A 13,411-nucleotide genomic window follows, 5' to 3' on the forward strand; every position below is an offset into this window, starting at 1 on the left:
TATGGCCACCAAACCACTGATGCAGGAAATCGCCACGTCTCTGGACGGGCGCGACATCACGCGCGGATTCATCGACCCGCTGCGCGTGCAGATGCCCGACGACACGGTGCTGATGCAGCGCGGGGGCGGCGATTACACGCTGTACCGCGAGGTGTTGCGCGACGATCACGTCAAATCGTCGCTGACCCAGCGCATCCACTCGGTGATTGCGCGGCCGTGGGAGGTGCGCCCCGGCGGAAAACGCGCGATCGACAAGGCGGCGTCGGATTTTTTGAGCGAGCAGGTGCAGGCGCTGAACTGGGACAGCATTACCGAAAAAATGCTCTACGGCGTGTTTTATGGCCATGCGGTCAGCGAGGTGCTGTGGGGCATCGACAATAACCGGCTGATCATTGCCGATATCAAGGTCCGCGACCGGCGCCGTTTCGGCTACGACGGCGCCGGGCGGCTGCGCATGCGCACGATGGCGAATTACGACGGCGAGCTGCTGCCGGACCGTAAATTCTGGCACTTTTCCACCGGCGCGGATCACGATGATGCTCCCTATGGGCTGGGCCTGGCGCACTGGCTGTACTGGCCGGTGTGGCTGAAACGCAACGGACTGAAATTCTGGGCAGTGTTTCTGGAGAAATTCGGCCAGCCAACGGCGGTGGGGAAATTTCCGGCCGGTACGTCGGACACCGACCAGAACAAGCTGCTGGCCGCGCTGCAGGCGATCCAGCGCGATTCCGCGATCATTTTTCCCGACGGCATGCAGGCCGAGCTGCTCGAGGCGACGCGATCCGGTACCGCGGATCACAAGGAATTCACCGCGATGCTGAATTCGGCCATCATGATCATCACCATCGGCCAGACCGCGACCACGCAGGGAACGCCGGGCAAGCTCGGCAATAACAAGGAACAGGCCGAGGTGCGCAAGGACATCTCCAAGGCCGATGCGGATCTGGTGTGCATGTCATTCAACGACACGATCGCGAGGTGGTTGACCGAATACAATTTCCCCGGCGCCGCGCTGCCGCAACTGTGGCGCATCATGGACGATGAGGAAAACCTCGATACGCGCGCGACGCGCGACGAGACCATCGCCAAGATCGGCTTCAAGCCCACGTTGAAATATATTACCGATACCTATGGTGGGGAATGGACCGAGCAAACACCGCCTGCGCCGCTGCCAGCGTTACCGGTACCGGCTGTTCCAGCACCGCCAGCAGCCCAGTTCGCTGCCGATGTAGCTGCCAACCCGACGCCGATCGATCCGCTGACCGAGCGCATGGCCGTGGAGGCTGCACCGGCATTTGGCGATCTGCTCAACCAGATCCGCCTGTATGTCGAATCGGCCGAGAGCATGGAACAGCTGCGCGACTGGTTGCTGACCAGCTACGGCGATCTGGATACCGGGCAGCTGCAGCAGGTGATGGCGATCGGATTCGCCAGCGCGGATCTGGCCGGCCGATTTGATGTCGCCAATGAAGACAAACTTATTTCAACAGGAGAAATACCATGAGCATCGCAGCTACATTTGATTTTCTGCGCCGTGCCGCGCAGACCGCCACGATCCGCACCGGGCGCGGTTTCGCCGATTTCCTGACCTCGCGCATCGTGCAGGCGACCACCGAACCATCCTTGCTGGCGGCGATGGAGCGTTTGCTAAAAAGCCTGGGTAGTGACATCAGCTATATCGGCGGCGAGAAAATGGCGCGATTCATGGCTGCTGCCGGGGGCGTCGAGGCCCCCGGGCTGCTCAGCTGGTTGCGCGCCTATCCAAACATGGCGGCCATGATTGCATTGCTGCGCAACGATGATGATTATGCGGCTGCACTGGCGAGCATCCAGCTGCCTGCTGCCCAGGTGGGCGACCGCGGTAGCGCGCCACCATCACGTCCCTGGCAGATCGGTATCAGCGCAATTTGCACCAGCCCATTGGCGCATGGCGCCGACGGCAAAGCCGGCAATGCCACCCTGTTCCGGCGCCAGCAGGTACTCAGCACCACGGGGCAGGTGCTCGATCTGCCCTTCTACGCCGGCAATGCCGTGCGCGGGCAACTGCGCGACATCCTGGCGGATCACTTCATCGGCGCGCTCGGCCTGACAGTCAGCCGGGTGCGTCCGCCGCTGGCATTGTGGTTTTTCCATGCGCTGTATGCCGGCGGCGTGCTGGAGGAGGGCGGCGGCGATGCGATCAAGGCGGTCGGCAACGAGCTGGGCAATAACGGCACCTTGCGCACCGAGGGCGTGCACCGGCTACGCGATCATCTACCTGCGCTGTCTCTGCTGGGCGTGGCGCTCGGCAATCGGGTGCTGCCGGGCCGTCTGTATGCCGGCGATCTGCGGCCGCGTTGCCGCGAGTGGGGAAACGGCGCGATCGATGCCGCCGAGCTGATGGAGTGGACGTTCCTGACGCGCCGCGAGGACCACGAGGATCACGCCGACAACCACAGCATGATCGCCAATACGGAATGCCTGCGCACCGGCACGGTGCTGGAAGGCGGCATCGACCTGGATACTCATGCCGGCGATCTGGAGCGCAGCGCGCTGGGTTGCGGGCTGGCGCTGCTACAGCAGCGCGGGCTGCTCGGCGCGGAAAACCGGCGCGGCCTGGGCAGAGTGGACATGGCCATCAGCGGCGCGCCCGATCCGGCGCTGTATCTGGACTGGCTGGCCGCTGAAAAGCCGCGCATCCTTGATTACCTGGCCGGCATCCATGCCACGGATACCAGCGGCAACGATGCGATTCTGGGCGCGCAGCGCGCCGCCAAATCCAAACCCAAAGGCAAGCCGGCGAAGGCGGCGGTTGCGCCTGAACCGTTCCAGGATGATTCGCTGGCTGGCCTGTAATGCACGCGGTCGACCTGATCTATTCCGCACTGGATCCGGATAATCCGGAATATCCGGTATTGCCGGGCGATCCGGTCGATGGTATCTGCTGTATCACCGGACAGAGCGGCCCATGCCTGCCGCGCAAATCGCTGCTCGGCCCGAGCTTCACCACCGGCGATTTGCTGGCATTGCCGGGCGGCACTCAGGTCGGCGTTGCCGCCTATGTCGCGCTCAAATACAAATGGGAGCGCATGGGCGCGTGGATCTGCGATGGCAAAACCTTCCGGCGCCTCGATCGCCAGGGCGTGCGGGCTGCCGTGCTGGGCGCAGTACCCAAGCGGCCCTGGGCCGGATTTGCAACAACCAGCTATAAAAAGCATGGCGCGCTGCTGGCGCCGGTCAATAACCGCGATCGAAATGTCTGGCTGTGGAACGTGGAGCATATCGATTGCTCCGACCGCGAGCAGGTCGTCGAATTGTGGGATGCTCTGAATGCGGCGCTGCGCGCGGGCATCGGCCGCACGGTCATCGAGTCCCTGGATTGCCCGGCGTGGCTGCTGGAACGCATCGGCCTGGACGTATGGCTGGCATTCGTGCGCTGGGCGCGGCCTCATCACAAGAGCGGTCTGTACCGGTTTCTGACGTATCTGCTGCCGAGCCAGGAGGAGCTGAAAAGTGCGTGATGCGCTTTATCGCAAAGTCCATGCGCATCGGTACCGGCGCGCGATCGATGATGCCCATGCGGTGATCGTCCGGGCGCTGCAACAGGCTGGCGATGCCATCGTGGCTATCGGGGTATCCGGTGGCAAAGACAGCGTGGCAATGTGCCACCTGGTGGCCCAGCATTGCCGGCCGCTCATCATCTACAACGATTCGGGCCTCGAAATGCCGGAGAGCCTGGACATGGTGCGCGCCGTTGCGGAGCGGTTGGAGCTGGAAATCCATATCGCCCGGGGCGATGCCGTCGCTTTGCAAGCGGCGGGATTGCGTAACTACGATGCCATTCTCGAGCCGGTACAGCGTGCCATAAGAGAGCGCGGTGTCGCTCTGGAGTTTGTCGGGCTACGCCGTTGCGAGAGCCGCCACCGGCGTATGCTGATCGGCCGCTATGGCCCGGTGCATCAGTCTATACGCTGGGGCTGCCTGGTGGCATGGCCGATGCGCAACTGGAGCAGCGGCGATGTGTTTGCCTATCTGGACGAGTACGGATTGCCCGTGCATCCGGCCTATTTGCGCTATGCGGGTATCGATCGGGACGCCATCCGCGTGTCGTGGGCATATGACCCGGACCGCCACGAGGACGGTGATGCGGAATATGTCCGCCAGTGGTATCCGGCGCTTTTTCGCCAGTTGCGAGACAAGGGATTGCTATGAGTGACAATTTAAAAATCACGATCACGCTGGATGGCACCGGCCTGTACTACGACCCATCCGAGCCTATCCACATCGACGCGCTGATTGCGTGGGCGCTGGCGCCGATCCAGGCGACGCAACGCAATCTGAGCCGGGATGATTTGCCGGAAGCGTTGCGCCTGCCTATTTCCAAGCGCAGCGCCGGGAATACCTGGGTATACGCCGCTTCCGCCCTGTTTCCGGAGGGCGAAACTGCGGAGACATTTACCCACTGGCGCAAGCGTTTCCGCGTCGGGCGCGCCGAGCTGACGCGCGGATCGCCCAATCTGACCAACAGCACCTACCGCGACTGGAACATGCCGATGCCATTGCTGCTCACGCATCGGATGATCGGCTATGCCATCGGAGACCGGCGCGATTTGATTAAATTGCTGCGCCGTATTCCGGCCCTCGGCAAAAAGCGCGCACACGGCCACGGCCGCATTACTGGCGTAGAGATCGAGCGTGTGGACTATGATTGGTCGATGACCTGCGAGGGTCGCGCCATGCGCTGGTTACCAGACCCGTCCGGCACGCGCCTGGTGCGCCCGCAGCCACCGTATTGGAACCCGCATGAGAGGGTGAATTGTTGTGAAGTGGGTGATTTATGGACAGCATAGGCTACGATCCGCGCCTGCCGTTCACCGAGCAGATCGCGTTTTTTCTGGGTAAATCCACCAATCTGATCCCCACCAAACGCTGGACCGATCTGCTCAAAGCCCAGCACGACCGCGCATTCATGGTCGCCGGCGCGATGAAAGCGGATCTGCTGGCGGATCTGTACGAGGCCGTTGAGCAGGCCATCGGCCTGGGCACCGGCATCGGCGAATTCCGCAAGGCGTTCGACGCGACGGTGCAAAAAAACGGCTGGGACTATACCGGCGAGCGCAACTGGCGCACGCGGGTGATTTACCAGACCAATATCAGCACCAGTTATGCCGCCGGGCGGCTGGTGCAGCTCAAGGATGGCGGTTTCAAATACTGGATGTACAAGCATTCCGATTCGGTCATGCACCCGCGCCCGCTGCACCTGAGCTGGAATGGCATCACCCTGCCTGCCGGGGATGCCTGGTGGAAAACGCATTACCCGCCCAATGGCTGGGGCTGCCAGTGCCGGATCATCGGCGTGCGCAATGCGGCCGGCGCCAAACGCCTGGGCGGCAATATCGTGGATACGGCACCTGATGACGGCGTGGTGCCGGGCACCGATCGGCCGAAGGGAATCGATCTGGGCTGGGATTACCAGCCTGGCGCGACGGTAGTGGATGATCTGCGCAAGCAGCTATCATCCAGGCTGGCCAGCCTGCCCGCGCAAATTGCAGATGCCCTCAAAAAAGACCTGCAGGGGCCATCCAAATGATCACCATTATTGCGGATGATAAAGCGGTCATCGAGGCGCTGAACCAGCTGCGTGCCAGGACATCGCACATGCTGCCGCTGATGCAGGATATCGGCGAGCTGCTGAGCGAGACGACCAAGCGGCGATTTGATACCTCGACTGCGCCGGATGGGACACGCTGGGCGGTGAATAGCGAGGTGACGATCCTCAGATACCTGGGTGATAATAAGGGTAGCTACACGAAGGCCGGAAATCTATCTAAAGCTGGCAAGCAGCGTTCAGGTTCAAAACGCCCATTGATTGGGTTGACCGGAACATTGCAAAGTACGATCGATTATGATGCGCAGAATGACTCTGTGGTGATCGGCAGCCCTAAAAAATACGCAGCTACCCAGCATTTCGGTGCCAAAAAACACGAGTTCAAAGGTGTGGCGCCGTGGGGAGATATCCCCGCCCGTACGATATTTGGCGTTAGCTCCAGCGACCATAATTCGCTGTTGGAGCTAATCAACGAGTATCTCGACCCGGCATCGTAAAAATATTTTCAATTATTTGCAAAAAGTGCTTGTGTGTAGGGCAAATATGCCCTAACATTTAATCACTGGAGCAAACAATTGCACCAGCCTGATCCAGCCCAGGAGCGGCTCGGAACCAAGATAGAGGTAATAGATCATGAGCGACTTAACCTACAACGGCATCAACCTGACACTCACCTCGGACGCTGACTATAGTAATCGTTTATTGCCAGGTGGATATGTCAACTACCATGAGGCGAGCGCTGGTGAGGCATACGACTTTGAGATGCAAGCCACTGCAACCGATGAGGCTGGCAACAGCTACCTCGTCTACTGGATATACGAGGGCGTCAAAGGAGATGATGACCGTCCATTAGACTGGTACGACTACAGCTCAGACGAGATTGACCGGATAGAGGTGCAATAAGGCAACCCAGGCCGCTTCGGCGGCCTGACATGACATGGAGATCATTATGCGTACAACAGTAATCATCACAAAACGCGGCGAAGGCTACATCAGCACCGTGTCCGGGCAGTTCGGAGGCGGTCATCAGGGTGCCCGGTGTGGACTTACTCCTTATGAGGCCGCATCAGCAGCAGCCCGATATATGATCGAGTATGCGCAATCAAATCCGGATGGTGGCGATCTGATGGCGCCAGCCGAAGTGCTCGATCTGGTGCCTGAGCATTTGAGGGCAATCAAAGCGTATGGTTAATCAAAATCTGATCGAATCATGGCTCGCCGTGATGATGATCCCCGGCATGACCACGGCTCAGGCGATCCGTGACCTAAACGACGAGCTGGGCACGCTCTACACAGCTCAGGATTTTGGCAAGTTCCGCCGGGGTTCTCGACCAATCCCCCAACCGATGCAGGATTACATGCTCCGGTGTGCGATCGGCTATGCGATCGGCCAGTCTGGAGTCAGCATCGACGATGATTTGCTGGATGGGATTGTCGATCGGCTCGTTCCCCCAAAGCGCCGCTGATTTCTGCCTGTTTTTTTGTTTCTCTGTGCGAAAATGTTTTTTATTTTTTTGTTTTCTTTTTCCCGCTTAATCCTTAAATATCTCGCGTAATCCCATTAAATATCTCACTCCCCCTCATGGCACCCCACCGTACCGGCCCTGCGGGCTACCCTCGAATTGCCGGGAAAGCCGGGCGGCTGCGGAACTCGCGCTGCGCGCTCAGACAGTCCTCGCCGACTACCCCCGGCTTGATCGGCAAATCGAGGCGGCGCAGAAGGGGATAAAACCGGATTAGGGTTCAATTGTTATTGCACCCTGCGTTTTTCAACTTTCTGTTAAATGGATCAAATCGTGCGCATGCTTGCCCTGAAAATTGACGTTGACACCTACCGCGGCACCCGCGAAGGCGTACCGCAACTGGTGCGGATGCTGCAGGCCCATCAGGCCGGCGCGACTTTTCTGTTCAGCCTCGGACCCGATCATACGGGGCGGGCGCTGCGCCGGGCGTTCCGCCCCGGCTTCATGAAAAAGGTGTCGCGTACTTCGGTGCTGGAGCACTACGGCCTGAAGACGCTGCTCTACGGCACGCTGCTGCCGGGGCCGGACATCGGCCGCAAGTGCGCCGACATATTGCGCAGCGTGCGTGATGCCGGTTTCGAGACCGGCATTCATACCTTCGACCACGTCAAATGGCAGGATTATGTGGCGAGCAAGGACGCCGCATGGACGCAGCGCGAAATGGCGCGTGCGATGCAGCGTTACACGGAAATCTTCGGCCAGCCCGCTCCTACCCACGGTGCGGCAGGCTGGCAGATGAACGACGCTGCGTTCGTGCAGGAACAGCAATGGGGCATGGCGTATTGTTCCGATTCGCGCGGCACCCATCCTTTCATCCCGCTGCTGACGAATGGTCAAACCAGCTGCCCGCAACTGCCCACCACGCTGCCCACGCTGGATGAACTGATCGGCGCCGACGGCGTGGATACCGAAAATGTCGCCGACGCCGTGCTGGCGATGACCCAGGCTGATTCACCTACCGGCCATGTCTATACCCTGCATGCGGAACTCGAAGGCATGAAACTCGCACCCGTGTTTGAACGCCTGCTCGCCGGCTGGCAACGCCAGGGCTACACACTGGTTTCAATGGCGGATTATTTCGCTGCGCTGGATGTGGCCGCCTTGCCGCGTCTTGCGGTCAGCCTGCGAGAAATCCCGGGCCGCTCGGGCACGCTTGCAGTGCAGGGCTGATGCGGGACAATTAAGCAAACTGTAAGTCAGGTCAGTTATAATCCGCCCCGTCCGGAAATAATTCAGCTGAAACAAACTCAGCATTTTCTCCGGATGCACTGCCGCCCATAAAAAAACAACTGAGCAAATTCATGGCAAACAACATTCAGCCTGACCGGCTTGCAAGCAGTGGGCTGAATCAGGGCATCGAATCCCCCCGTTTACATATCTCTTTTGGCTGGTTTCTGCTGCTGGCAACGGCGTATGTATTACCGGGCCTGATCGGGCACGACCCCTGGAAGCAGGATGAAACCTACGTCTTCGACATCCTCTACCAAATGTTGAGCCGTCATGACTGGATCGTGCCGCACCTGGCAGGCGAGCCTTTCATGGAAAAACCGCCGCTGTATTACTGGCTGGGTGCGGCGCTGGCTCGCATTTTTTCAGGCTTGCTGCCGCTGTATGACGGCGCGCGTCTGGCCACCGGCGTATTCATGGCGATCACTTTCCTGTTTGCAGGGCTGACGGCGCGACATGCCTGGGGAACGGGACATGGCCGCTACGCCGTGCTGGTGCTGATGAGCTGCTTTGGCCTGCTCTACGAGAGTCACATCATGATCACCGATGTGCCGATGCTGGCCGGATTTTCCATCGCCAGTTACGGCTTTATCCTGAGCCGCGCGCGCCCGCTGGCGGCGGGCATCTGGCTTGGTGTCGGTGTCGGCGTCGGCTTTCTCGGCAAGGGCGTGCTGGTTCCGGGTGCGGTCGGCGTAACCGCGCTGCTGCTGCCGCTGTTATTTCAAAACTGGCGCAGCAAAACCTACGCGCGCAGCCTGGGCGTGGCGTTTGTGGTCGCGTTGCCGTGGCTGCTGATCTGGCCGATTGCCCTGTATCTGCGCGACCCGCATCAGTTTTACGTGTGGTTCTGGCTCAATAACGTCGGCCGCTATCTGGGCTTTTCGGTTGCCGAACTGGGCGCCAACAACGAGCCCTGGTTCTGGCCGGAAACGCTGCTGTGGTTCGCCTTCCCGGCCTCGTTGCTGGCGCTGGCGAGTGTGTGGCAACGGCGTCATGAGATTCGCCGCAGCGCGCCGCTGCAATTGGGTCTGGTCAGCTTTGGCGTGTATCTGACGGTGCTGCTGACTTCAGCTTCGGCCCGCACGTCTTACGGCCTGCCCATGCTGGCGGCGCTGGCGCTGCTGGCAGCCCCGCAGGCGGCGACGCTGCCCGCTGCTCTGAGCCGCTGGCTCGATTGGGGCGCGCGGCTGTTTTTCGGTACGCTGGCGGCGCTGTTCTGGGGCGTCTGGGGCAGCATGATCGCCACCGGCCACGCGCCTCACTGGACGTTCCTCACGCGCGTGTTGCCCGCCGATTTCGTCATGCCGTTTCTGCCGCTGGCGGTCGGTGTCGCGGCCGTGGCGACGCTGGTCTGGCTCGCCGCCTGGTATGGCCTGCCGCGCCTGCAAGAGCGCGCCATCGTGAGTTTTGTCGCCGGACTGACGCTGTGCTGGCTGTTGTTTGCCACACTGTGGCTACCGTGGCTGGACAACGCCAAAAGCTACCGCAGCGTATTTGTGGCAATGCAACCGAATTTGCCTGTACAGCACAACTGTGTAGCAAGCATCGGCCTGGGCGAATCGGAGCGCGGCATGCTGGATTATTTTCTCGGCGTGCAAACGCTGCGCCGTGAAATTCACCCTGACATTGATTGCGACGTAGTACTGGTGGAAGGCTCGGCGGATACGCCGCCCGGCCTGCCTGGGCCGGCTTGGCACCAGGCATGGCAGGGTGGGCGGCCCGGAGATAACAAGGAGCATTTCTGGCTGTTCGTACGCTGACGCCAACGGGCTATTTGTTGCGCAGCGCGCGCGCCAGCGCATCCGCCATGGCACCGCCTGCCGGAGCGGGTACGGCTGCCTGTCGCACCTGTTTCGGCGTGGCTTTGGATTCAGACTTATCGCGCGCAGCTGGTGCCGCGTCTCCGAGCCGCATGGTCAGCGCCACGCGCTTGCGCTGCACATCCACTTCAACCACCTTCACCTTCACCACATCGCCGGCCTTGACCACGCTGTGCGGGTCTTTGACAAACTTGTCGGCCAGCGCGGAGATATGCACCAGGCCGTCCTGATGCACACCCACGTCAACGAATGCGCCGAAGTTGGTCACATTGGTGACCACGCCTTCGAGCACCATGCCGGGCTGTAAATCCTTGAGGTCTTCGACGCCTTCTTTGAAGATGGCGGCTTTGAACGCCGGGCGCGGATCGCGGCCGGGCTTTTCCATTTCGCGCAGGATGTCCTGCACGGTGGGCAGACCAAAGCGCTCGTCGGTGTAGCGATTTGCATCCACCGCATTGAATACACCGCTCTGACCAATCAGCGCACGGCTGTCGGGCTTGCCATCCAGACGCGCCAGCAGGTCGCTGAGGATGCGCTGCGCCAGCGGGTAGGCTTCCGGGTGGACGGCGCTGGCATCGAGCGGGTTGTCGCCGCGCACGCGCAGGAATCCCGCCGCCTGCTCGAAGGTTTTCGCACCCAGGCGCGGCACCTGCTTTAACGCTTCGCGGCTGGAGAACGCACCGTGCACGTCGCGGTAGGCCACGATGTTTTCGGCGAGCGCGGCGGATAGCCCGGAAATGCGCGCCAGCAGCGGCACCGAGGCCATGTTCACATCCACGCCCACGGCATTCACGCAGTCTTCTACCACTGCATCCAGGCTTTTGGCGAGTTTGAACTGGCTGACATCGTGCTGGTACTGGCCGACGCCGATGGATTTCGGGTCTATTTTCACCAGCTCTGCCAACGGGTCCTGCAGACGCCGCGCGATGGACACTGCGCCGCGCAGGCTGACGTCAAGCTGCGGAAATTCGCGCGCGGCGAATTCCGAGGCGGAGTACACCGACGCGCCGGCTTCCGATACCACGATTTTGCTGAGCTTGAGTTCGGGATGCTTGCCGATCAATTCGGCAGCCAGCTTGTCGGTCTCGCGCGAAGCGGTGCCATTGCCGATACTGATTAATTGCGCGCCGTGCTTGTGTGCCAGCAGCGCCAGCATGTGCAACGCGCCGTCCCAGTCGTTGCGCGGGACGTGCGGATAAATGGTGGCGGTGTCGAGCAGCTTGCCGGTCGCATCCACCACCGCCACCTTGACGCCGGTACGCAGGCCGGGATCGAGACCGATGGTCGCGCGCGGGCCGGCCGGTGCAGCCAGTAACAGGTCATGCAGGTTGCGTGCGAACACGCGGATAGCTTCTTCCTCGGCGCGCTCGCGCAAGCTTCCCAGCAAATCCAGTTCAAGATGCAGCGAGAGCTTCACGCGCCAGGTCCAGCGCACCGTATCGGCCAGCCATTTGTCGGCAGCGCGTCCCTGGCTGGTAATGCCGAAGCGCCTGGCGATCATGCCTTCGCACGGATTGGAGGTGGCGGCCTCATCCAGGTCTTCAGGTAATTTCAGCGCCACCCGCAGCATGTCTTCGTTGCGCCCGCGGAACAGCGCCAGCGCGCGATGCGGCGGCACCGCTTTCAGTGGCTCGCGATAATCGAAGTAATCGCGGAATTTTGCGCCTGCTTCCTCTTTGCCTTCCGCCACGCTGGATACCAATATGCCGTTTTCTTCGAGATGCGCGCGTAGTTGGCCCAGCAGCACGGCATCTTCGGCAAAGCGTTCCATCAGGATGTGGCGCGCACCTTCCAAGGCAGCCTTGGTGTCGGCGACCCCCTTATCGGCATCCACATAGCGAGCGGCTTCCGTTTCCGGCACCCGCGCCGGGTCGTTCAACAAACTCTCTGCGAGTGGCTCCAGCCCCGACTCTTTGGCAATCTGTGCTTTAGTGCGGCGCTTCTGCTTGTAAGGCAGGTAAAGGTCTTCCAGCAATTGCTTGGTATCGGCGTGGGAAATTTGGTTTTGCAGTTCCGGCGTCAGCTTGCCCTGCTCGGCAATGCTGGCAAGGATGCTGCCGCGCCGCTCTTCCAGCTCGCGCAGATAGCCCAGGCGTTGCTCCAGATTGCGCATCTGGGTGTCATCCAGTCCGCCGGTGGCTTCCTTGCGATAGCGCGAAATAAACGGCACTGTGGCGCCTTCATCGAGCAGGGCGATAGCGGCAGCAACCTGGTTGGGACGGGCGTTGAGCTCAGTAGCGATGCGGTGTTCTATGGATGGCAGCATGCGGGACAATGACAAATGAAAGCCTGTAACTATGCAGAAAGCACGCTTGGCTGGCAAGGTATAATCACGAAACCTCTGTGGCAAAACGTTTTTTAATACTATCCATGTCCACTACCGATATCCTCACCCGTTTCCTGTTTGAATCCGCCCCGGTGCGCGGCGAGCTGGTCAGCCTCGACGCCACCTGGCAGGAAGTGCTGAAGCACGCAGCTTACCCGCTGCCGCTACAAACCCTGCTGGGCGAACTGATGGCCGCCGCTGCACTGCTGAGCGCAATCCTAAAATTCGACGGCAGCATGATTCTGCAAATGCATGGCAGCGGCGCGGTCAAGCTGGTGGTGGTGGAAGCCACTTCCGACCGTACCCTGCGCGCCACGGCCAAATGGGAAGGCGAAGTGCCGGCAGGCGGTTTCGATGTTGTGCTGGGTGAAGGCCGCTTCGTGATCACACTCGACCAATCCGCCAGCGGCAAACAGAATTATCAGGGCATCGTGCCACTGACCGGCGCGAGCGTGGCCGAGGCACTGATGCACTATATGCAAAGTTCCGAACAGCTCGACACCCAAATCCACCTGGCCGCCAATAACCAGCGCGCCGCCGGCATGTTGATCCAGCGCCTGCCGGGGGTGGAAACCACCGATGCGGATGCCTGGAATCGCGCCGTGCATCTGGCATCCACGCTTAAGCCGGAAGAGTTGCTGAGCTTGCCGGCCGACGTCATCCTGCAGCGCCTGTTTCATGAAGAAGACGTACGCGTGTTCGAAGCCGAACTGGTCAGCTTTCGCTGCACCTGCTCGCGCGAACGGGTGGGCGGGATGCTGAAAATGCTGGGCCGCGAAGAAGTGGAGGCGGCATTGGCCGAGCGCGGCGAGATTGAAGTACGCTGCGAATTCTGCAACCGCCAATACCGGTTTGATCCGGTGGACGCTGCACAGTTGTTTGTGGCGGTGCCGCCGGTGCCGGCGCCGCAAATCAAACATTGAGGTCA

14 protein-coding genes are annotated in these 13,411 nt (G+C 60.9%); 13 read left to right on the forward strand and 1 reads right to left on the reverse strand.

Translation table 11 applies throughout. The features are described from left to right. Position 1: 1 nt before the first annotated feature. The 12 genes from EI185_RS10240 to EI185_RS10295 all read left to right on the forward strand — a co-directional run bounded on the left by EI185_RS10240 (position 2) and on the right by EI185_RS10295 (position 10,097). Positions 2–1,504 (forward strand): DUF935 domain-containing protein, encoded by a 1,503-nt coding sequence (locus EI185_RS10240; RefSeq protein WP_124705052.1) that lies wholly within the window; start codon positions 2–4, stop codon positions 1,502–1,504. Beyond that, positions 1,501–2,835 carry a hypothetical protein gene (locus tag EI185_RS10245; RefSeq protein WP_124705053.1) on the forward strand — a complete coding sequence of 445 codons (1,335 nt, stop codon included), beginning with the start codon at positions 1,501–1,503 and terminating at the stop codon, positions 2,833–2,835. The genes EI185_RS10240 and EI185_RS10245 overlap by 4 nt, the downstream gene beginning before the upstream one ends. Next, complete coding sequence (locus tag EI185_RS10250; protein ID WP_124705054.1) at positions 2,835–3,500, forward strand: hypothetical protein; 666 nt, start codon at positions 2,835–2,837, stop codon at positions 3,498–3,500. The genes EI185_RS10245 and EI185_RS10250 overlap by 1 nt, the downstream gene beginning before the upstream one ends. After that, on the forward strand, positions 3,493–4,191 hold the full coding sequence (locus EI185_RS10255; RefSeq protein WP_124705055.1) for a phosphoadenosine phosphosulfate reductase family protein: 699 nt from the start codon (positions 3,493–3,495) through the stop codon (positions 4,189–4,191). Before EI185_RS10250 ends, EI185_RS10255 begins: the two co-directional genes overlap by 8 nt. Continuing rightward, entirely contained in the window at positions 4,188–4,829 is a 642-nt protein-coding gene (locus EI185_RS10260) for a Csf3-related protein (RefSeq protein ID WP_124705056.1), read from the forward strand. Before EI185_RS10255 ends, EI185_RS10260 begins: the two co-directional genes overlap by 4 nt. Then, the gene (locus tag EI185_RS10265; protein ID WP_124705057.1) at positions 4,817–5,569 is read left to right on the forward strand and encodes a phage head morphogenesis protein; all 753 of its coding nucleotides are present in this window, start codon (positions 4,817–4,819) and stop codon (positions 5,567–5,569) included. Before EI185_RS10260 ends, EI185_RS10265 begins: the two co-directional genes overlap by 13 nt. After that, entirely contained in the window at positions 5,566–6,084 is a 519-nt protein-coding gene (locus EI185_RS10270; RefSeq protein ID WP_124705058.1) for a phage virion morphogenesis protein, read from the forward strand. Before EI185_RS10265 ends, EI185_RS10270 begins: the two co-directional genes overlap by 4 nt. Positions 6,085–6,220: 136 nt before the next feature. Continuing rightward, positions 6,221–6,490 carry a hypothetical protein gene (locus EI185_RS10275; RefSeq protein ID WP_124705059.1) on the forward strand — a complete coding sequence of 90 codons (270 nt, stop codon included), beginning with the start codon at positions 6,221–6,223 and terminating at the stop codon, positions 6,488–6,490. Between the two features lie 46 nt (positions 6,491–6,536). Further along, entirely contained in the window at positions 6,537–6,779 is a 243-nt protein-coding gene (locus EI185_RS10280) for a hypothetical protein (RefSeq protein WP_124705060.1), read from the forward strand. Beyond that, the gene (locus EI185_RS10285) at positions 6,772–7,053 is read left to right on the forward strand and encodes a hypothetical protein (RefSeq protein WP_124705061.1); all 282 of its coding nucleotides are present in this window, start codon (positions 6,772–6,774) and stop codon (positions 7,051–7,053) included. The genes EI185_RS10280 and EI185_RS10285 overlap by 8 nt, the downstream gene beginning before the upstream one ends. 336 nt (positions 7,054–7,389) lie before the next feature. Beyond that, positions 7,390–8,280, forward strand: coding sequence for a polysaccharide deacetylase family protein (locus EI185_RS10290; RefSeq protein ID WP_223247786.1), 891 nt, complete (start codon positions 7,390–7,392; stop codon positions 8,278–8,280). Between the two features lie 131 nt (positions 8,281–8,411). After that, entirely contained in the window at positions 8,412–10,097 is a 1,686-nt protein-coding gene (locus tag EI185_RS10295; protein WP_124705063.1) for an ArnT family glycosyltransferase, read from the forward strand. Between the two features lie 10 nt (positions 10,098–10,107). Here the strand turns inward: EI185_RS10295 and EI185_RS10300 are convergent, their stop codons facing one another. Then, positions 10,108–12,423 carry a Tex family protein gene (locus EI185_RS10300; protein ID WP_124705064.1) on the reverse strand — a complete coding sequence of 772 codons (2,316 nt, stop codon included), beginning with the start codon at positions 12,421–12,423 and terminating at the stop codon, positions 10,108–10,110. A gap of 104 nt (positions 12,424–12,527) precedes the next feature. On the opposite strand from EI185_RS10300, the gene hslO reads away from it, so the two are divergent. After that, a complete protein-coding gene (gene hslO / locus EI185_RS10305) occupies positions 12,528–13,406 on the forward strand; it encodes an Hsp33 family molecular chaperone HslO (RefSeq protein WP_124705065.1) in 879 nt (292 codons plus the stop codon). Positions 13,407–13,411: the final 5 nt, after the last annotated feature.

It is taken from the genome of Sulfuriferula multivorans, assembly GCF_003851125.1.
In the GTDB taxonomy this organism is placed as follows: Bacteria; Pseudomonadota; Gammaproteobacteria; order Burkholderiales; family Sulfuriferulaceae; genus Sulfuriferula; species Sulfuriferula multivorans.